The 19,892-nt window shown below is 41.8% G+C and carries 25 protein-coding genes; all 25 read left to right on the top strand.

Features of this window, described 5'->3' with window-relative positions; all coding sequences use genetic code 11:
- The first annotated feature begins 5 nt into the window (after window positions 1–5).
- The gene (locus NZ900_08925) at window positions 6–470 is read left to right on the top strand and encodes a flagellar basal body-associated FliL family protein (GenBank protein ID MCS7234203.1); all 465 of its coding nucleotides are present in this window, start codon (window positions 6–8) and stop codon (window positions 468–470) included.
- A 12-nt stretch (window positions 471–482) separates the two neighbouring features.
- Window positions 483–1,469 (top strand): flagellar motor switch protein FliM, encoded by a 987-nt coding sequence (fliM, locus tag NZ900_08930; protein MCS7234204.1) that lies wholly within the window; start codon window positions 483–485, stop codon window positions 1,467–1,469.
- Window positions 1,470–2,579, top strand: a complete 1,110-nt coding sequence (gene fliY, locus NZ900_08935) for a flagellar motor switch phosphatase FliY (GenBank protein MCS7234205.1) — start codon at window positions 1,470–1,472, stop codon at window positions 2,577–2,579.
- 38 nt (window positions 2,580–2,617) lie between these two features.
- Window positions 2,618–2,983, top strand: coding sequence for a response regulator (locus NZ900_08940; GenBank protein MCS7234206.1), 366 nt, complete (start codon window positions 2,618–2,620; stop codon window positions 2,981–2,983).
- Window positions 2,983–3,375, top strand: coding sequence for a flagellar biosynthetic protein FliO (fliO, locus tag NZ900_08945; protein ID MCS7234207.1), 393 nt, complete (start codon window positions 2,983–2,985; stop codon window positions 3,373–3,375). The genes NZ900_08940 and fliO overlap by 1 nt, the downstream gene beginning before the upstream one ends.
- A gap of 43 nt (window positions 3,376–3,418) precedes the next feature.
- Window positions 3,419–4,129 carry a flagellar type III secretion system pore protein FliP gene (fliP, locus tag NZ900_08950; protein MCS7234208.1) on the top strand — a complete coding sequence of 237 codons (711 nt, stop codon included), beginning with the start codon at window positions 3,419–3,421 and terminating at the stop codon, window positions 4,127–4,129.
- Between the two features lie 15 nt (window positions 4,130–4,144).
- A complete protein-coding gene (gene fliQ, locus NZ900_08955) occupies window positions 4,145–4,414 on the top strand; it encodes a flagellar biosynthesis protein FliQ (GenBank protein ID MCS7234209.1) in 270 nt (89 codons plus the stop codon).
- 1 nt (window position 4,415) lies between these two features.
- Window positions 4,416–5,192: a flagellar biosynthetic protein FliR gene (gene fliR / locus NZ900_08960; GenBank protein ID MCS7234210.1), complete on the top strand. Its 777-nt coding sequence runs from the start codon at window positions 4,416–4,418 to the stop codon at window positions 5,190–5,192.
- Window positions 5,146–6,273 (top strand): flagellar biosynthesis protein FlhB, encoded by a 1,128-nt coding sequence (flhB, locus tag NZ900_08965; protein ID MCS7234211.1) that lies wholly within the window; start codon window positions 5,146–5,148, stop codon window positions 6,271–6,273. The genes fliR and flhB overlap by 47 nt, the downstream gene beginning before the upstream one ends.
- 6 nt (window positions 6,274–6,279) lie before the next feature.
- Window positions 6,280–8,346 (top strand): flagellar biosynthesis protein FlhA, encoded by a 2,067-nt coding sequence (gene flhA / locus NZ900_08970; protein ID MCS7234212.1) that lies wholly within the window; start codon window positions 6,280–6,282, stop codon window positions 8,344–8,346.
- 1 nt (window position 8,347) lies between these two features.
- Window positions 8,348–9,559: a flagellar biosynthesis protein FlhF gene (gene flhF, locus NZ900_08975; protein ID MCS7234213.1), complete on the top strand. Its 1,212-nt coding sequence runs from the start codon at window positions 8,348–8,350 to the stop codon at window positions 9,557–9,559.
- Window positions 9,556–10,449, top strand: coding sequence for a MinD/ParA family protein (locus NZ900_08980; GenBank protein ID MCS7234214.1), 894 nt, complete (start codon window positions 9,556–9,558; stop codon window positions 10,447–10,449). Before flhF ends, NZ900_08980 begins: the two co-directional genes overlap by 4 nt.
- A gap of 5 nt (window positions 10,450–10,454) precedes the next feature.
- The gene (locus NZ900_08985; GenBank protein ID MCS7234215.1) at window positions 10,455–11,099 is read left to right on the top strand and encodes a PilZ domain-containing protein; all 645 of its coding nucleotides are present in this window, start codon (window positions 10,455–10,457) and stop codon (window positions 11,097–11,099) included.
- On the top strand, window positions 11,096–11,713 hold the full coding sequence (locus NZ900_08990; protein MCS7234216.1) for a PilZ domain-containing protein: 618 nt from the start codon (window positions 11,096–11,098) through the stop codon (window positions 11,711–11,713). Before NZ900_08985 ends, NZ900_08990 begins: the two co-directional genes overlap by 4 nt.
- Window positions 11,710–12,765, top strand: coding sequence for a chemotaxis response regulator protein-glutamate methylesterase (locus NZ900_08995; protein ID MCS7234217.1), 1,056 nt, complete (start codon window positions 11,710–11,712; stop codon window positions 12,763–12,765). The genes NZ900_08990 and NZ900_08995 overlap by 4 nt, the downstream gene beginning before the upstream one ends.
- Before the next feature lie 21 nt (window positions 12,766–12,786).
- Window positions 12,787–14,853, top strand: coding sequence for a chemotaxis protein CheA (locus tag NZ900_09000; GenBank protein ID MCS7234218.1), 2,067 nt, complete (start codon window positions 12,787–12,789; stop codon window positions 14,851–14,853).
- Between the two features lie 22 nt (window positions 14,854–14,875).
- The gene (locus tag NZ900_09005; GenBank protein ID MCS7234219.1) at window positions 14,876–15,517 is read left to right on the top strand and encodes a chemotaxis protein CheC; all 642 of its coding nucleotides are present in this window, start codon (window positions 14,876–14,878) and stop codon (window positions 15,515–15,517) included.
- On the top strand, window positions 15,501–15,986 hold the full coding sequence (locus NZ900_09010; protein MCS7234220.1) for a chemotaxis protein CheD: 486 nt from the start codon (window positions 15,501–15,503) through the stop codon (window positions 15,984–15,986). Before NZ900_09005 ends, NZ900_09010 begins: the two co-directional genes overlap by 17 nt.
- On the top strand, window positions 15,967–16,431 hold the full coding sequence (locus tag NZ900_09015; GenBank protein MCS7234221.1) for a hypothetical protein: 465 nt from the start codon (window positions 15,967–15,969) through the stop codon (window positions 16,429–16,431). The genes NZ900_09010 and NZ900_09015 overlap by 20 nt, the downstream gene beginning before the upstream one ends.
- An 11-nt stretch (window positions 16,432–16,442) precedes the next feature.
- Entirely contained in the window at window positions 16,443–17,204 is a 762-nt protein-coding gene (locus NZ900_09020) for a FliA/WhiG family RNA polymerase sigma factor (GenBank protein ID MCS7234222.1), read from the top strand.
- Window positions 17,205–17,235: 31 nt separating this feature from the next.
- Window positions 17,236–18,627, top strand: coding sequence for a FapA family protein (locus NZ900_09025; GenBank protein ID MCS7234223.1), 1,392 nt, complete (start codon window positions 17,236–17,238; stop codon window positions 18,625–18,627).
- Between the two features lie 11 nt (window positions 18,628–18,638).
- Entirely contained in the window at window positions 18,639–18,950 is a 312-nt protein-coding gene (locus tag NZ900_09030) for a hypothetical protein (protein MCS7234224.1), read from the top strand.
- Between the two features lie 14 nt (window positions 18,951–18,964).
- A complete protein-coding gene (locus NZ900_09035) occupies window positions 18,965–19,237 on the top strand; it encodes a hypothetical protein (GenBank protein MCS7234225.1) in 273 nt (90 codons plus the stop codon).
- Complete coding sequence (locus NZ900_09040) at window positions 19,234–19,677, top strand: hypothetical protein (GenBank protein ID MCS7234226.1); 444 nt, start codon at window positions 19,234–19,236, stop codon at window positions 19,675–19,677. The genes NZ900_09035 and NZ900_09040 overlap by 4 nt, the downstream gene beginning before the upstream one ends.
- Before the next feature lie 27 nt (window positions 19,678–19,704).
- The coding region (locus NZ900_09045; GenBank protein MCS7234227.1) for a hypothetical protein at window positions 19,705–19,892 on the top strand (188 nt) is incomplete at its 3' end.

Here is a 19,892-nt window from a genome sequence, read left to right on the forward strand (position 1 = left end):
GAGTTTTGAAGTTTAACTTGAAATTGCCGATAGATATAAAAACGATTGTGATAGTATTTCTTGCAGTTATTATATCAGCTGGGGTTTCCTTTTTTGTCGCTCAAAGGCTTATAATGAGCAAGTTAAATGCCGGAAGGGAAACTCGAGTTGTGGAAAGCGGTCCTATAATGGATCTGGGGGAGTTTACCATTAATCTTGCTGACAAGGATGAGGTCCGCTATGCTAGGTTTAAGATCTCCTTGGAAGTTAATAGCTCTAAGGCGGTTGCGGAGCTATCTAAGAGCGACTGGAATGTTAGGCTTAGAGATACTATAATAATAACGGTTAGGGATAAGAAAGCATCTGATCTATCTACATCAGCCGGTTTACTTTCCTTAGCGTCAGAGATAAGGACTAACTTAAACAAGATCGTACCGCCTGATAAGGCTAAGATACTGAGGGTTTACTTTACCGAGTTTGTGGTTCAGTAAGGTGGTGGTTAGATGCCTGATGTTTTATCACAGGATGAAATAGATGCGCTTCTTGAGGCATTAAGTTCAGGAAGCATAGATATCGAATCTATTAAAAAAGAGGAAAAGAGAAAGATAAAGCTATACGATTTTAGAAGACCTGATAAGTTTTCTAAGGATCAGATAAGAGGTCTTCAAATGATACATGAAAGCTTTGCTCGACTTTTAACTACTAACCTATCAGCTAGGGTAAGATCGGTTGTTCAGATGAGAGTGGTTTCCGTTGATCAGGTAACTTACGAGGAGTTCACAAGATCTCTCTTTAATCCTACAGTTTTAATTCTTTTTTCTCTTGAGCCGCTTGAGGGAACGTCAATACTTGAGATAAATCCTTCGCTTATATTCGCAGTTATAGATAGATTGCTTGGAGGTAAGGGAGAACCTTTAAAGAGACCGAGGGAGCTTACAGATATAGAAATAACTGTTGTTAAAAGGCTTATAGATGATTTTCTTTTCGCTCTCCAAGAGGCATGGGGACATGTGGTTGAGCTTAAGCTTAGGTTTGAAGGGCTTGAAAATAATCCTCAGTTTGTTCAGATAGCTCCTCCCAATGACATGACGGCAGTTGTAACTATAGATACGAAAATTGGCGACGTGGAAGGCATGATGAACATATGTTTTCCTTATTTCACGCTTGAGTCGATAGTTTCTAAACTGAGTGCTCAGTACTGGTTTTCTGCTATAAGAAAAGAGACCCCTCCTGAGATGGTTGAAAACCTTAAAAGAAGGTTGGAGAGGGTAAAGATTCCTATTAAAGTTGAGTTAGGTAGCTCTTCAATAACCGTTAAAGAGCTACTTGATTTGGAAATAGGAGATGTTATACTTTTGGATGAAAGGGTGGATTCCCTTGTAACCTTGAAGGTTGGAGAAAAGGAGAAGTTTAAGGGAAGGGTTGGAACGGTTGGGAAAAAGCTTGCTGTTAGAATAGAGGGCTTTGTTAAGGAAGAGGAGGAGTTTTAGATGAATGAGGGTCTTCTTACTCAAGAGGAAATAGATGCCCTTTTGAGGGCTCAGGCAGGTAAGAAAAAGGAAGCGGGGGTCTCCGTTCTAAGCCCTGAAGAGATAGATGCTCTCAGGGAGATGGGTAATATCATCATGGGGTCTGCTTCTACCGTCTTATCTATGCTTGTCGGTAGACCTGTCGAAATCTCAGTTAAGGATATTAAAGGACTTAAGATTAGGGATATATATGATCTTAAGAGGGGTAGTTATTTGCTTCTTAAGGTTAATTTTACTGAGGGTTTGATGGGAGAATCTGCAATTATATTAGGTGAGAAGGGAGCTTTGTATATAGCGGATTTTATGATGGGTGGGGATGGTTCAAGCTTGCCTGGCGAGATGAACGAGCTTTATCAGAGCGCTGTTAATGAGGCTTTAAGTCAGATGATGGGATCTATGACAACCACGCTCTCTACTCTTTTAGGGGGTAAATATGTTATACTTCCTCCGACTTCAGAGAAGGTTAATTTCGATAGCAAACCCGCTCTCATATCTGGATTGAGTAATGATGATGCTGTAGTTTATGTGTCCTATAATTTTAAGGTTGGCGATATTGTTGAGGATGAGATGGTTCAGCTTTTCCCGGTTTCGATGGCTAAAGATATGGTTTCCAGGCTTCTTTCCGCTGCTGGTGAAAGTGTGGAAGAACCGGTTTCTCGTCCCCAGCCTCAGCCTGCTAAGGGACGTGTGGAGGCTCAGAAGCCACCTTCTGTTATTCCTGAAGCACCTGCAAAACCGAAGGCTCCACCTGTAGAGGCCAAACCGGTTCAGTTTGCTCCGCTTCAGGCTCAGGCTCCTACAGCTGTCCCACCTAAGAATATAGATCTGATTCTTGATATTCCGCTTAAGGTTACTGTGGAGCTTGGTAAAACTGAGATGTATATAAGGGATATATTGAACTTGGGACCTGGATCTATAATAGAGCTTGACAAGTTAGCCGGTGAGCCGGTTGAAGTGCTTGTAAATGGTAAGCCCGTGGCTCGTGGAGAAGTTGTTGTGATAGATGAAAACTTTGGTGTTAGGATAACAGATATAATCTCTCCTAGAGAGAGGTTAGAAAAGCTAACATAGCTTGATTAGAATCCTTAGGAAGGGAGAGGATGAAGTGTATGGGTGCTCGCGTTTTGATAGTGGATGATGCGGCTTTTATGAGGATGATGTTAAGGGATATATTAACTAAGAACGGTTATGAGGTTGCGGGTGAGGCAGAGAACGGAGTGCAGGCTGTTGAGAGATATAGGGAAATAAAACCTGATTTAGTTACAATGGATATAACCATGCCAGAGATGGATGGAATAACTGCGGTTAGGGAGATAAGAAAATTTGATCCTCATGCAAGGATAGTTATGGTTAGCGCTATGGGGCAACAGGCGATGGTTATAGAGGCTATTCAAGCAGGTGCTTTGGATTTCGTTGTTAAGCCCTTTCAACCTGACAGGGTTATAGAAGCGGTTAAGAAAGCGTTAAGTAGGTGATGTTTTTTCATTTTTCCTCAGTTGCTTTTGCGTTAGATGATGTTACCTCTCCTTTGAAGCTTCCCACATTTGGGGAGCTTGCAGTTAAGTCTTTAGTTGCTTTAGTGATTGTAGGTGGTTTAATTTTTTTGTTTGCTTGGTATATAAGGGGATATGTTTTAAAAAGCAGCGTGAGTGAGTTTATAAAGGTCGTTGATAGAGTTTACATAGATAACCGGCGGTTTTTATGCTTAGTTAAGGTAAGTGATAAGTATTTTTTGCTTGGGGTGGGTGATGGAGGTATAAATTTGATAGCGGAGCTTGAAAAGGTTTCTTCCGTTGGAGGGGAGGAAGTTGTTCTTAAGTCTTCTTTTAGGAAACATCTTGAGAGGTTTTTGGGCAAGAAAGAGTAGCTTTAAGGTACTTATCTTTTTTACCCTTTTCTTTTTTTTTCTCTTGGAGGTAGTAGTTTGGGCACAACCCCCTCCTGTTCCGGTGCCAAGGATAAATTTAGGATTTGAGCCCGCAAGAGGTCCTGAGGATGTAGCCTTAAGTTTGCAGATACTCTTTATTTTAACGGTTCTATCTCTTGCTCCAGCTATAATTCTTATGGTTACATCTTTTACCAGGATAATTGTGGTGCTCTCCTTCATAAGGAATGCCCTCGCTACTCAGCAACTTCCCCCAACGCAGGTCCTCGTTGGGCTTGCTCTCTTTTTAACTTTATTTGTGATGATGCCTGTTTGGAGCGATATTAACGCTAATGCTCTTCAGCCCTATTTAAGGGGAGAAATCCCTGCTCAGCAGGCCCTAGAAAAAGCAGTTATCCCTCTCAGGGAGTTTATGTTCAGGCAAACTAGAGAGAAGGATATAGCCTTAATGGTTAGGCTTGCTAAGATGGAGAGACCCAAAAATAGAAATGAGGTCCCTACGCACATTTTAATTCCTGCCTTTATGTTAAGTGAGCTTAAAACATCTTTTGAAATGGGGGTTTTAATATACGTTCCCTTCATCATAATTGATATGGTTGTAGCAAGCGTTTTAATGTCCATGGGTATGATAATGCTTCCACCTATGATGATATCGCTTCCCTTTAAGATACTTCTTTTTGTTCTTGTTGATGGCTGGGACCTTGTGGTGGGTTCTCTTGTTGCAAGCTTTAAGTAAGGGAGGGAGGCTAAATTGACGGATGCCTTAGCTATAGAGATAGTTAGAAAAGCGTTATTTACCGCTTTACTTGTGTCTGCTCCAATGTTAGGAGTTGCTCTAATAATTGGGGTGATTGTTAGCGTTATTCAGACTGCTACTTCAATTCAAGAGCAAACCATTACCTTTATTCCGAAGATAGTGGCTGTTCTCTTTAGCATAATATACTTTGGTCCATGGATGTTTCGTTTGATTATGGATTTCACGATAGCCCTTTGGAGCTCCTTTCCAGATATAATAAGGTGAAATGTTTATTGATAATCTTTTAAAAAGCTTTGATGCTTTTCTCCTTATCTTACTTAGGATAACAACATTTTTGATCTTTGCTCCCGTTTTTAATAGCAGGATATTTCCTATGATGGCGAGATTGGGATTAGCTTTTTTCCTTGCTTTGATTTACTTTTATTCGGTTGGGCTTTCTTTAAATTTTCCATCTGTTTCTGCATGGGACTTTGTTTTTTATGCTTTAAGGGAGTTTTTAATCGGTCTTGTTATGGGCTTTTACGTTTCTCTTATATTTTCTGCCTTTCAGCTTGCTGGGACCATATACGGATATCAGATGGGCTTCGGCATTATCTCTATATTAGATCCTGAGGCTATGGAAAGCGTTAGCTTGACCGGTCAGCTTAAATATTTGTTAGCCATTCTCCTGTTTTTTGCCACCGATTGCCATCATGGTCTGCTTTTAGCTTTATTTAACAGCTTTAGGCTAATTCCCATAGGAGCGATGAGTTTTAAAGGAGCGCTGGTTAAGGAGCTCTTTTCTGTGTTAAGCGGGAGCTTTTTGATAGCTCTTCAGATAGCTTTACCTATTATGGCTATACTTCTAATAATAGATATAGGTTTAGGAATTATAGGTAGAACCATTCCTCAGCTTAATGTCTTTATAATAGGCTTTCCACTGAAGATAGCCATTGCCTTTTTAACTTTAATGTTTATATTGCCAGGGTTGAAAGTGGTGATGGAGGGAATATTAAGTGGGCTTTCCCAGGGAGTTGAAAAGGTGCTATTTTATCTCAGGTAGATTTGATCTCCAACTGTTCGCAGAGGAAAAGACCGAACCTGCTACTCCTCGAAGGAGAAGAAGAGTAAGAGAGGAAGGGCAGGTTGCTCGGAGTGCAGAGCTTAATGCTTTTGTCATAATAAGCGTTGGTCTGCTATCTCTTCTTTTGTTTGAGGAGCTCTTAAGGGAGGACATTTTTTCTATGACGCGTTATATATTCTCGAACCTTCACTTGACTAGGTTGAGCGGTATTAACTTAGATAATGCAATTAGGGGTCAATCTGAGATACTTAGGTTTTTCTTGAAGATAATCTCTCCCTTTTTCCTTTTTTCTTTGGTTGGGGCGATAGCTGTTAATATATTTCAGGTTGGGTTTCACCTAACCTTTAAGCCTCTTGCCTTTAACTTGAATAGGTTAAATCCCGTTGTGGGATTAGGTAGGATCTTCTCCTTGAGGTCTTTAGTGGAGCTGATTAAGGGGAGCGTAAAGGCTATTTTGGTTGGATATTTGCTTTATAGATTTATAAAAGCTGATTACCCAGCTTATTTAGACTCCTTACTTGTTCCGTTTCCTAACAATCTTATAATGATTAGCAAGCTTATATTTTTCACATTGCTTAAGGTGTTGCCTCTTCTTTTAATATTAGCAATAATAGATTATACTTATCAGAAGTGGGAGTTTGAAAGAAGCATTCGCATGAGTAAATACGAGATAAAAGAGGAGTATAAGCAGGTTGAAGGAGATCCGAGAGTAAGGGCTAAGATAAGGGAAAAACAGAGAGAGCTTGCGAGAAGAAGAATGATGCAAGAGGTTCCAAAGGCTCAGGTAGTTATAACAAACCCTGTTATGGTTGCCGTAGCCCTACGTTATGATCCAGAAATAATGAATGCTCCGATAGTTGTGGCTAAGGGGGAAAGGCTCATAGCTGAAAGGATAAAGAGGATAGCTGAAGAGCATGGTATTCCCATCGTTGAGGATAAGGCTTTGGCCTGGACCCTCTATAAGACTGTTGATGTGGGAGATGAAATTCCTCCAGAGCTATACAAGGCTGTTGCTGAAGTTCTTGCCTTTGTTTACAGGTTGGGGAAGGAGGTTGCTTAAAGGTATATGGCTGAGGCGAGGGGGACTACAAGCTATCCTTGGTTAAAGCATAGCGACGTATTGGTAGCTATAGCTTTAGTTATGGCTGTAATATTGATGATAATTCCTGTTCCTACCACTTTGCTTGACTTCTTACTTGCCTTTAATATTACCTTCGCTATATTGATTCTCCTTGCAACCTTTTATATAAAGCGTCCTCTTGAGTTCTCTGTTTTTCCGTCGCTTTTGCTATTCACTACGCTTTTTAGATTAGGTTTAAACGTTTCTACGACTCGCTGGATTCTCCTTCAAGGCTATGCGGGAAGAATCATATTAGCCTTTGGCCAGTTTGTTGTTGGGGGTAACTATATAGTTGGTGCTGTTATATTTCTCATCCTTTTCATTATTCAATTCATCGTGATAACTCGTGGTGCAGAGAGGGTTGCGGAAGTTGCGGCACGCTTTACCTTGGATGCTATGCCAGGTAAACAGATGAGTATCGATGCGGACTTAAACGCAGGCTTGATAGATGAGAAGGAGGCACGAAGAAGAAGGGAGGAGATACAGAGGGAGGCCGACTTTTACGGTGCCATGGATGGAGCAAGCAAGTTTGTTAAGGGTGATGCTATAGCTGGTGTATTCATAACGTTGGTAAACATAATAGGAGGGCTTATAATAGGTGTTCTTCAGAGGGGGCTTCCCTTAGGTGAGGCCCTTCAAACTTATACTCTTTTAACCGTTGGTGATGGCCTTGTGGCTCAAATACCTGCTCTTGTTATATCTACTGCAACTGCTGTTATAGTAAGCAGAGCTGCTGCTGAGCATGATCTTGGGGTTGAGCTTTTAAGACAGATAACTTATCATCCTCGTCCTTTAATAATAGGAGCTTCAATATTAGCTCTTTTTGGAGCTATTCCTGGGCTTCCTACGCTTCCCTTTTGGGTCCTTGCGCTTATAGTTGGTAGCATGGCTTATGTAATGAGAAGGGCGGCTAGAATGGAAAAGATAAAAAAGATAGAAGAGGAGAAAAGAAAAGAGGAGGAAGAAGTGAGAAAACCAGAGAGCGTGCTTTCCCTTCTCCAGGTTGATCCTATGGAAATAGAGATCGGTTATTCTCTTATTCCTCTGGTTGATCCTAAGCAGGGTGGGGATCTATTAGATAGGATAACTATGATAAGAAGGCAAATAGCTCTTGAGCTTGGGCTTGTCGTTCCACCCATAAGGATAAGAGATAATATGCAGCTTAAGCCCAATGAGTATGTAATAAAAATAAGAGGGGTTGAGGTGGGAAGAGGGGAGCTTATAGTAGATTACTACTTAGCGATGAATCCTGGAACGGCTAAAGAGAGGATAGAAGGGATAGAGACGAAGGAACCAGCCTTTGGTTTGCCAGCTTTGTGGATATCTCCTGAGCAAAGGGAAAGAGCTGAATGGCTTGGCTATACTGTGGTTGATCCACCTGCTGTTTTAGCCACTCATCTTACTGAGATAATTAAAAGACATGCCGCTGAGCTTTTAACTCGTCAGGAAGTACAAAACTTAATAGACCTTGTAAAGGGACAGCATCCAGCCCTAATAGAGGAGTTAAATAGAGCTATGAGCTTAGGAGATATTCAAAAGGTCTTACAAGGGCTTTTGAGAGAGAGGGTTCCCATTAGAGATCTTGTAACCATATTTGAAACTCTTGCTGATTATGGTAGACTTATAAAAGATATCGACTATTTGATAGAATATGTTAGACAAGCTCTCTCGCGGCAAATATCTAAGATGTATCAGACTTCAGAGGGTTTTATTCCTGTAGTTACGCTTAGCCCAGAGCTTGAGGAGCAGATAAGAGGATCTATACAGAAGACGGAAACAGGCGTTAGTCTAACAATGGATCCGAGGAGAGTTAGGGGGATAGTGGAGAAAATAGCGGTCGAGGTGGAGAAACTTGCATCTTTAGGTTATCACCCTGTTTTAATATGTCACCCTTCGGTGAGACCGTATTTGAGAAAGATACTAGAAGGGGTGTTACCTCAGGTTGCGGTTATCTCTTATAATGAGGTTGCTCCAGGGGTGGAGGTTAGATCTATGGGGATGGTGAGCTCCTAATTTGAGGCTCGTTAAAAGGAAATCCTTTATAGCTGAAAGTGAGGCAGAAGCTATAAGGAAAGCTAAAGAGGAGCTTGGTAGTGATATAGTTATTCTTGAAACCAAGCGTTTTAAAAAGGGAGGATTTCTGGGTCTATTTGCAAAAAGGTATGTTGAGGTTATCGTTGGAGTCCCTGAGAAGGAGAAGAGGGAGAGCGATGCACGTTTTGAGATCCTAACTAAGCTTCTTTCGGAAAGGAAGGCCTCTTATACTCCCTCTTTAGCGGAGGAAAGGAAAAAGAGTCTTTCAGAGAGCGACAGGATAGAGGTATTAGAGAAGGATATAAGGGAGGTTAAAGAGCTTATAGGGGTATTTTTAGAAAGGTTAGGTCAAATTGACCTTTCGGTTAAAGAGGAGAAGAAGTTTGGAGAGGGTGGTAAATTATATAATTTCTTGTTAGAACAGGAGATAAAGGAGCGACACGCTGAAGAGATTTTAAGGGCATTTTTAGAAAAGGGCGCATCTTTCAAGGGGCTTTCATGGAGGGATCTTAGGAAAGAGCTTGCCAAAGTAGTAGCAGAGTCTATAAAAGTTTCTCCGGTAAAGCTTAAGGAAAATGGCACGCAGGTTGCAGCTTTTGTTGGGCCTACTGGTGTAGGGAAGACTACAACTATAGCTAAGCTTGCAGCAATATTCGCTCTTTTTGAGGAAAGGAAGGTTGCCTTGGTTACTGCTGATACCTATAGGATAGCTGCGGTGGAACAGCTTAAGACTTATGCGAAGATAATAGGTATACCTATAGAGATAGTTTTTACACCTCAGGAGGTAAGAAGAGCAATAGAAAAGCATCTTGACGCAGAGCTCATACTTATGGATACTGCTGGTAGAAGCCACTATGATAGCATGAAGATGTCTGAGCTAAAGTCCTATATAGAGGCAAGCTCGCCTGATGAGGTTCACTTGGTATTAAGTCTTAATACGAAGTATAGAGATTTGGAGGAAATAGTTAGGAGGTTTAGCTGTGTTCCGCTTCACAAGATGGTTTTAACCAAGCTTGATGAGACATCTACCTTTGGTAACATTCTCAACTTGGTTAAGGATTTTTCCATTCCGATATCCTATGTTACTAACGGTCAAGATGTTCCAAAGGATATAGAGGTAGCTGATCCAGTGAAACTTTCGGAAGTGATCTTAAGGTTAAGGGGTTGTAAGGGGGAGGTAATAGAGGATTGATAAGGGATCAGGCTGAGGGGTTAAGAGAGCTTGTTAAAAGAAGCAGGGATTTTGGAGCTGTAGCTCGCCCTGCTCGGCTTGCTCGAATAATATCGGTTGCAAGTGGAAAGGGAGGAGTGGGTAAGACAAATCTTGTTGTTAATCTTGGCATAGCCTTGGCTAAAAGGGGAAGTAGGGTTCTTATTATAGATGCTGATCTTGGGTTAGCTAATGTAGATATAGTTCTTGGTCTGACCTCTCGCTATAACCTTTATCATGTTATAAAAGGTGAGAAAAAGATACACGAGATAATAGTTGATGGTCCTGAGGGTATAAAGGTTATAGCAGGGGGAGCTGGTATTCAGGAGCTCGCTAACCTCTCAAGCTCTCAGAGAGTTCAATTTATAGCAAGCCTAAGCGAGCTTGATTCTTATGCGGATATAATCTTGATTGATACGAGCGCTGGGATATCTCAAAACGTTTTAGGTTTCGTTTTAGCCTCCGATGAAACTATAGTTATTACCACACCTGAGCCTACAGCTATAAGAGATGCATATGGGATAATTAAAGCTATCGCCTTAGGTAATAAGGATGCGAAGATAAGGCTACTTATTAACATGGCGTCAAGTATGGAAGAGGCGGAGGATGTTGCCTCAAGGATAGAAACTGTAGCGAGGCAGTTTCTCGATATAAGTGTGGATAAGCTAGGCTTTATTCTTAAAGATCCTGTAGTTTCGGAAGCTGTGATAAGGCAGAAGCCTTTTATAATAGTTTATCCTACATCTAAAGCTGCTCGTTGCGTCGGAAGCGTGGCCGATCGGTTATTAGGTTTTGAGGAGAAAGACCTGCATGAGCCTCGAGGTGTTAAGGGCTTCTTACTCAAGTTTGTATCCCTCTTTAGAGGGAGGTAATTTAGATTTTTCCGCCGTCTCTTAAAGTTAGAGTTGGCTCTAAGGCTTATTTTGAGATAGAGGGAGGTTTATTTAAAGGAACCTTTCCTACTAGAATAGAGGATATAGATGAGAGAGATAAATTAGTGTTAGTAGCCTATCCCCTTTATAAGGGTGCTCTTGTACCCTTAAGGGGGGAAAGATATTATCTCTGGATTACGACTGCGCGGGGGATATATAAGTATCCGGTGGAGATAGTTGGGGTTAAGGAAGAGAAAGTTATTCTCTTAATTCTTAAGGTGGTTGGCTCTGGGGAGCATATTCAGCGTAGGAGATTTGTTAGGGTTGAGGTTAACATTCCGTTTACCTATAGGCTTAAAGGTAGGACTGGTTCCTCTAAAAAGGGCTATACTAAGGACTTAAGCGCTGGCGGCTTAAGAGGGGTTTTTGAAGAACCCCTTCTTGTTGGACAGAGGATTCTCATTAGGTTAGATCTCGGAGATGGATTAGGCCCTATGGTTTTAGAGGGAAAAGTGGTTAGAGTTGATCTAAAGGATGATAGTATAGAGCATGGAGTTGAGTTTTTAAACCTGGGTGAAAAGCTCGTTAGGAGGATAATGCGGTTTGTTTTTAAGAAAGAGAGAGAGTTAAGGGAGAAAGGACTTATATGAAAGAGGGCGTGCTTTATGAGGGTATGTCTGTGGAGCTGGAGCTTGGAAAGAATATATGTTTAAAAGGGAGGATTCTTAGACCGACCTTGGATGGCAATTTAGTTATAGTTTTCGATAGAGGAGCGGTTTTACCTCAGGTTAGGCCTGGGGAAAAGGTAAACATTATATGGAACGAAAAGGGAAAGCTATTTAAGGGTGAAGCTGAGATAAGGGGAAGGGGAGGCAAGATAATTCCCTTTTTGGAGGTATCCTCTCCCCATGCCTTCGTGCCTATCGAGAGAAGGAGACATAGAAGGGTTAAGGCTTTAATTCCTGTAGAGTATAGAAAGGTCAGTGGAGGGCTTTTTAAAAGTACTCATACCATAGATATAAGTGGGGGTGGTCTCAGGTTAAAGGTTGATGATGATATAGAGGTTGATGATGAACTTGAAGTTTTGATATACTTACCTGAAAGTGATGTTATTTCTGCCCTTGCTAGGGTTGTCAGGATAGAGGAAAGAGGAGACGAGAGAGAGGCTGGATTGGAATTTATGATTATAGATGAGCGCTTTAGGAGGAATATAATAAACTTTGTGTTTAAAACTGAGCTGAAAGAGAGGCAGAAGGTTGGATGAGTAAGATTCGCGTTTTGGTTGTAGATGACTCAGCTTTGATGAGGAAGGTTATTACGGATATGCTTCATGAAGATCCAGAGATAGAAGTAGTAGGAACGGCAAGAGACGGTTACGATGCTATAAAAAAGGTTCATGAGCTTAAACCCGATGTGGTAACCCTTGATATAGAAATGCCTAAACTTGATGGGCTTAATACTCTTGGCTACATAATGAGTGAGGCCCCTCTTCCCGTGATAATGTTAAGTAGCTATACACGTGAGGGTGCTGAATCTACGTTAAAAGCTCTTGAATATGGGGCTTTTGATTTTGTTCCTAAACCTTCAGGGCCTATATCTCTTGATATAAGAAGAGTTAAGGAAGAGCTCATAGCTAAGATAAAGGCTGCATATAGAGCTGATTTAAGCAGATTAAAGTTTCTTCTACCGAGGAGAGAAAGGAAGCTTGAAAAGATTGAAAAGGTCTCAGTGGCTAAAGTTAATGCTGTGATTGCTATAGCTTCTTCAACAGGTGGCCCTAGGGCTCTTCAGGAGGTTATTCCTAAGCTTCCTTCAGATATACGGGCTTCTATACTTATAGTTCAGCACATGCCTAAAGGGTTTACTAAATCTCTTGCTGATAGATTAGACTCTCTTTCTCAAGTAGATGTTAAAGAAGCGAGGGAAAATGATATACTAAAGGAGGGACTCGCTTTAGTGGCTCCAGGTGACTATCATATGGTGGTGAGGAAAGAAGCGGATGGTGTGGTGATAAAGCTAAATCAGGATCCTCCTCTTTGGGGGGTTCGACCGTCAGCTGATGTTACGATGCTTTCGGTGGCTGAGGTGTTTAAAAATAGGGTTATCGGAGTTGTTTTAACCGGTATGGGTAGAGATGGAGCTAATGGGTTAAAGAAGATAAAAGAGTATGGTGGTGTGACGATAGCGGAAGACAAAACTACTTGCGTTGTCTTTGGGATGCCCAAAGTCGCTATAGAGGAGGGGGCCGTGGAGATAGTTGCCCCCGTGAATGAAATAGCAGATAGAATAATGGAAGCCTTACGAAGGCTAAGTTAGAAAATAGGGGGTAGGTAAAAAATGGGGATGTCTCAGTATTTACAGGTATTTCTTGATGAGTCAGCGGAAAACCTTCAGAGGCTAAACGAGCTTATTTTGGAACTAGAAAAAGATCCGAGTAATACAGACCTCTTGAATGAGGTCTTTAGGATAGCTCATACTCTAAAGGGAATGTCAGCTACTATGGGATTTGATACTCTCGCTGAGCTTACTCATGAGATGGAAAACCTGTTAGACAAGCTTCGTAAAGGAGAGCTTACCTCTTCCTCTGACGTGGTTGATGTTTTGTTTGAATGTCTTGATGTTCTTGAAGCTATGATAGAGGAGATAAGAAATACAGGAAGGTGTAGTATAGGGGCTTCCTCTACCATAACTAAGCTTAGGGTCCTTTCGGGAGAGAGAGAAAAAGCTCCTCCAGAGACTGTAAAGGCTGTTAAGGCTCCAAGCCTGGTTGATATTCCTATGGAGCTAAATGAGTATGATAAAGAGGTTATTAAGGAGGCTTTTCATAAGTCATTTAACGTATATAAGATAAAGGTCACTTTGGATGAAGGTTGTTTGCTTAAGGCTGCACGTGCCTATATAGTTTTTCATGAGCTTGGGCGAATTGGCGAGATAATAAAGTCGCTTCCTCCCGTTGAAGACATTGAGGAAGAAAAATTTGAGAATGAATTCACCCTTCTTTATGTAAGTAAGGAAGGAGAGAACGTTATAAGATCAAAGATAGAGGCGGTCTCAGAGATTAAGAAGGTGGAAATCTCCAGGATTGAGCCCGAGAAGGCCGAGGTGGAGAAAAAGGTGGTTACACCTTCGGTTGAAATTAAGGAGGAAGAGGTAGAGAAGGTTATCAAGGGCTTGGAGGAGATTCATCCTGAGCCTGAGGCTGTGTCTGTGAGCCCTGTTGAAAGGGAGAAGCTGTTAAGGCAGAAGGTCAAAGGTATGAGAACCATAAGGGTCGATATTGATAGGCTTGATGATTTGATGAATCTCGTTGGAGAGCTGGTTATAAATAAGACTAGGCTTGTTCAAATAGGTTCCGTTTACAAGCTAACCGAGCTTGATGAGACGCTTGCTCAGATAGGGAGGATAACCAATGAGCTTCAGGCTGTGGTTATGAAGCTTAGAATGGTTCCTATAGAGCACGTATTTAATAGGTTTCCAAGGATGGTAAGGGATCTTGCTCGCGAGGAAGGGAAGGAAGTTGAGTTCATTATAGAGGGTAAGGAGACAGAACTTGATAGAACTGTAATAGACGAGATAGGGGATCCTCTCGTTCATCTTCTTAGAAATGCCATCGATCATGGTATAGAGCCTCCTGCGGAAAGGGAAAGGTTGGGCAAGCCTCCCAAAGGTTTGCTCAGGCTTTCTGCTCGTCATGAAGGAAATTATGTAGTAATAGAGGTTCAGGATGATGGTAAGGGTATGGATATAGAGAAGATAAAGCGTAAGGCTATTGAAAAGGGAATAGCTACTCCTGAGGAGCTAGAAAGAATGTCTGAAAATGAGGTTTTGATGTTAACCACCCTTCCTGGTTTCAGTACCTCAGAGAGAATCACGGAGGTTTCGGGAAGAGGTGTCGGGCTAGATGTAGTTAAGTCCAAGGTGGAGGCTTTAAATGGAGTTCTTGAGATTCAGACTGAAAGAGGCAAAGGGACCAGGGTTATAGTTAAGCTTCCTCTTACGTTAGCTATAATCCAGGCCCTTTTAACGAAGGTTGGGGAGGAGATATACGCTATACCTCTTGCTAACATAGATGAGACTTTAAGTATCACTCCTCAGGATATAAAGCTTGTAAGAAATCAGGAGGTTATATTGCTTAGGGGAAGTGTTCTTCCCTTAGTTAAGCTGCATGAGTTACTTGAGGTTCCTGTTGAAACCGGCAAAAATGGTGGGGAGTATGCTGTTGTGGTGACTCGCGTTGGAGAAAGGAGGGCAGGACTTGTTGTAGATAGTCTCATAGGTCAGCAGGAAATAGTTATAAAATCGCTTGGTAAGCTCTTAAAGGGAATAAAGGGTATAAGCGGAGCTACTATCCTTGGTGATGGGAAGGTGGCTCTGATTCTTGATGTGGTGCCTTTGATAACCTAAGTCTTTTAAGGAGGAATGAGCTATGAGCGAGGGGGATTTGATAAGCAGATTAACTGCTGCCCAGCTTGATGCTTTAAAGGAAGCTGGAAACATAGGAGCAGGTAATGCTGCCACCGCTTTGTATCAGATGATAGGCAAGAAGATCATGATGACAGTTCCTCGAGCTGCGGTTATTCCACTATCTCAGGTTCCTGATGTTTTAGGAGGGCCAGAGGTGCTTGTTGCTGGAGTTTTTTTAAGGGTTCTTGGAGATGTTCCTGGAAGCATCTTATTTGTAATGCCGAAAGATAGCGCTCTTTATTTAGTTGATATGCTTATGGGAAGACCTGAAAGCAGTACTCAAGTTTTAAGTGAGCTAGATCAATCGGCCTTGAAGGAGATAGGTAATATTTTGGCGAGCTCCTATCTTAACGCTTTAGCAACCTTTACTAGGCTTACCTTTTTACCAACCGTACCAGCGTTAGCCTTTGATATGGCTGGGGCCATATTGGATGTGATTTTGGCAGAGCTCGGACAGCTTGGAGATTATGCGCTTCTTATTGAAACCCGCTTTCAGGCTGAATCCGCTCATGTGGAAGGGCATTTCTTTCTCATACCTGACCCTGGTTCCTTAAGCATTATACTTAGGGCACTTGGAGTTGATGATGATGGGGCAAGTAATTAGGGTAGGAATAGCAGATTTTAATATTGCTAAAAGTCCAGATATCCTAGTAACCCTTGGTTTGGGTTCATGTGTGGGTGTGGCTTTATACGATAAAGTTGCTAAGATAGGCGGATTAGCGCACATTATGTTGCCTGATAGTAAACAAGCGAGGGAAGGACAAAATCCGGCTAAGTTCGCTGATTCCGCTATACCCTTGCTTATTGAGAAGATGGAGAGGGCTGGAGCCTCTAAAAGCAGGATAGTCGCAAAAATCGCGGGAGGAGCTCAGATGTTTTCCTTTTCAGATAAGAACCTTCAGCTTAGCATAGGGAAGAGAAATGTTGAGGCTGTTAAGGCGGTTCTTGCTCAGGAGAAGATCCCTCTGGTTTCGGAAGATACAGGTGGAGGCTATGGTAGGTCCGTAGAGCTTCATACCGACACAGGTAAGTTTATCATAAGGACGGTGGGACATGGAATTAAAGAGCTTTAGGGAAATAACCTTACCCTTATGGTTTAAGTTGCCTCTTTTTGTAGGCTTGGGAGGGGGTATAATAGTATTCCTTCTAAGCCTTTTTTCTCCCGTTTTCTTTCTTATGGCCTTATTAAGGGGTTTTTTTGCTTTCTTAATAATCTTTTTTGAAGTTTTGCTTTTACTACATATATTTTCTAAATATAGACTTAATTTTCTTCTCTTTGGGAAAGATGTGAAGGTAGATCTTAGGTCCTTTGCTAACATAAGTGACTTCATGTGGATATATAGGACGAGAAAAGAAGGGGAAGTTTCTTTGCCTTCAGTGGATGAAAGGTCTTCCCTTGAGAGGCTTGTTAGCGAACCAACTGAGTTCGGTAAGACAATTGAGGAGCTTGCTGAACTGGCGAAAAAGAAACCCGATGCCATTGCTAAGGTTGTTAAGATTATGCTTGAAGAGGGGTAGGGATTTAAATTATGATAGGATTGGAAGAGGCTGAGGCGAGGCTTTGGAAGGAATACATTTCAACCAGGGATCCTAAACTTAAGGAGGAGATCATCCGTCGTTATATCCCATTAGTTAAATATATAGCTTCGAGGATAGGGGTAACTTTACCGCGCGGCTTTGATGAGGATGATTTGATAAGCGTGGGAATAATGGGGCTTCTCGAGGCCATAGACAGGTTTAATCCGGAGAGAAACGTTAAATTTGAAACTTTCGCTTCTCTTAGAATAAAAGGGGCTATAATAGATGAGCTTAGAAAGCTTGGATGGACGCCAAGGACCGTTCATGAGAAGCTGAAGAAGCTAGAAGAGGCGAGGCTTAATCTCTTTAATAAGTTTGGAAGAGATCCCACTGATGAGGAAGTGATGAATTATTTAAATCTTTCTCAGAAGGAGTATGAGAAGCTTCTTGAAAATGCTAAAGTTTTAACTCTTTTCCCTTTAGATTCTCTGGTTGAGCTTGAGGATGAGGAGGTCTCGGTTAAGGAGGTTATAAGCGACCCTATGCAGGCTCCTTTAGGGCAGCTTCTTGAGGAGGAGGAACTGGTTGAGGAGCTTTCTAAAGCTATATCGTCGCTTCCGGATAAGGAAAGACTTGTTATAATTCTCTACTATTACGAGGGTCTTACCCTTAAAGAGATAGGGGAGGTTTTAGGAGTTTCTGAGGCACGAGTCTGTCAACTCCACTCTTCTGCTATATTGAAGCTTAGGACTCGCTTGCGAAGTTTGGGTTAAGCTTTTTGAATAATGAGCGGGGGGTGAGTTTATGGCCTCTCTTCCTTTGGAGCTTAAGATAAGTGAAGATGGTATGGAAGCTTACCTTAAGCTTGAGGCTTTGCCTGATGGAAGGGTTCCTACCTTTGAGGAGATCATTTCTTTTTTAACTGAGTCTGGTGTTGTTTTTGGAGTGGATGAAGGCGCTATAAGGGAAGCTCTTGAGAATAAGAAATTTGGAGAGAATATCTTGGTGGCTCGTGGTGAAAGGCCTGAAGATGGCATTGATGGATATATAGATTATAAGTTTAATAAAGATAGGGAGTTGAAGCCAGCTGTTCTTGAAGATGGAAGGGTTGATTATAAAAACCTGGAGAGCATAGAGAACGTTGTAAGGGGACAGCTTTTAGCGGTTAAGGTTCCACCCAAGCCTGAGAAGGATGGTAAGACCGTGACAGGAAAGATTGTTAAGGCATATAAACCTAAGGATCCTAAGATACCTGCGGGTAAGAACACTTACCCTTCTGAGGATGGGATGAAGCTCTTTGCTGCGTGTGATGGGCATGTTGTTTATGAAAACGGTAAGGTAGTAGTCTATCCTGTTTTTACTAGGCGTGGAGATGTAGACTATTCCATAGGTAATATAGAGTTTGTGGGAGACGTCATCATTATGGGTAGCGTTTTACCAGATTTTAAGGTGAAAGCGGGAGGGAATTTGGAAGTCCATAAGTTGGTTGAGGGAGGTTTCCTTGAGGCTGAAGGTAATATAGTTATAAAGGGAGGAGTTTTTGGGAGAGGTAAGTCCTTAATTAAGACAAAGGGAGATATATTCCTGAAGTTTGCTGATCAGGCTACTCTTGAGGCTGGAGGTAGTGTAATAGCTGATGAATCGATAATAAATTGTAAGGTGGTAGCTGGGGGAAGCATTATAGCTAGGGGTCGTAAAGGTGTTATTGTTGGAGGAGAGGTCTATGCGGGGGACTTGGTTGATGTAACTCATTTAGGTTCTGATCTTGGCGTGAGAACCTATGTTGAGGTTGGTATAGATCCAGCCTTGAAGGAAGAATATGCCCAAGTAAATAGTGAGCTTGCCGAGATTCAAAACAAGCTGAGGGATCTTACAAAGGGAGTAGAGCTATTGAAGAGTATGGAGGAAAAGCTTGGTTCCCTTCCCGAGGAGAAGAAGGATCTTTACTTAAAGATGACGCGAGCGCTCTTTCAGCTTAAGGGACAGGCGGAAAGGCTTAAGAAAAGGAAAGAAGAGCTCGAGGAAAAAATAGAAAAGGTCAAGAAAGAGGGGAAGGTTGTGGTTCGAGGTGTGGTTTATCCGGGGGTTAGGATAACTATAAGGGGAGTTAAATTTGCAGTTAAAGAGGCTTTGAAGGAGGTTGTATTTTACAGAGAGGGAACCGAAATAAAGGTGGGGGCTTTAAGAGAACGGTGAGGTGATAGGGATTGGCGATCCGTCCCATAGACATGCAGGTACTTGTAGGAAAGCTATACGAGGTGGGAAGGGTTCAGCATCAGGAGGATCAGGCTTCCTTGGTCTCTCATCAGGCTTTCGCTTCAGAATTTAGAGAAAGGACGGAGAAAGAAAGGGTGCAAGTTCAAGCTACCTATAGGGGTGAGGGGCAGAAGGTTGAAGAGGAAAGAAGGGGAAGCGGGAGCGGTTATACTCCTTCACGGAGGAAGCGCCCCCAGAGTAACCTCTTTGTTTCTGGTGTTAAGGATCCTGTTAAGGGTAAGTTTATAGATATAACCTCTTAAAGATGCTATTCCTTTTGTTTTTTCTCTTGGGCTTTATAAGTGCAGTATTTTTGTTTTTCTTAAGAGGGGAAAGGCTTATAAGAGAAGGAGCGTTATTTTTTTATAAAAATAAGAGCCTTTTCAAGCTTAAGGAGGAAATTGAAGAAGAACTCAAGGATTTATTAAGCGAAATAAAGATGGAAAGGGAAGCTCTTCAGAGCTTAAAATTAGAGGCGAGGTTTTTAGCGGATAAGCTCGAAGCTTTAATAATAAGAGGAAGCGCGCTTAAAGATAGGGATAGTCAATGAAAAAGAGCTTTTTGACTCTCAAAATGGTTATAGCTCTTTTTCTATCATCCTTGATGGTAGGTATAATTTTCTTTTCCTTTTTAAAGATATTGAGGTTAGCCGATAAGCTTGCTTATTCCGCTTTAGTTCTATCTCAGGATATAAGAAGCTTACAGCTCTCATCGATTTTGAGCAGAGATTATAGCTATCTTTATATTGACTTTTATAGCTTAAGGAGGTATATATTGAGATATCCAGATTCAAAGGTTATCGAGAGATCGCTTCCTCAGGGGGTTAAAATTTTCTCCTCAAGTTTTGGGGGAACGGGTTTTCTCTCCTTTTCTCCATCAGGCTCTCCTCTTAGCGGGGGGTATATAGGTTTAAGCGATGGTGAAAAGAGGCTTTATGTGGTAATTGCTGTTTTTACAGGTAGGGTAAGGGTTACTGAAAGCTTACCTTAAAATTTACTTTCGATGGGGGTGTTTAGCTTGAAGAGCTTAAGAGCTAAGCTTATTTTATGGGGTGTGGTGGTCTCGGTTTTGGGTGTAGGATTGAGTGCCTTCTTGTTATCGGGGATATCCCTTTATCGAATTGAGGAAGCTTACTATTCTGAGGCTCGTGCCATTGCTCATGGGCTTCTTGAGGTATTTAACGCTATTGGGACTACTAACCTTGG

The sequence above is a fragment of the Synergistota bacterium genome (assembly GCA_025060595.1).
In the GTDB taxonomy this organism is placed as follows: domain Bacteria; phylum Synergistota; class GBS-1; order GBS-1; family GBS-1; genus 42-11.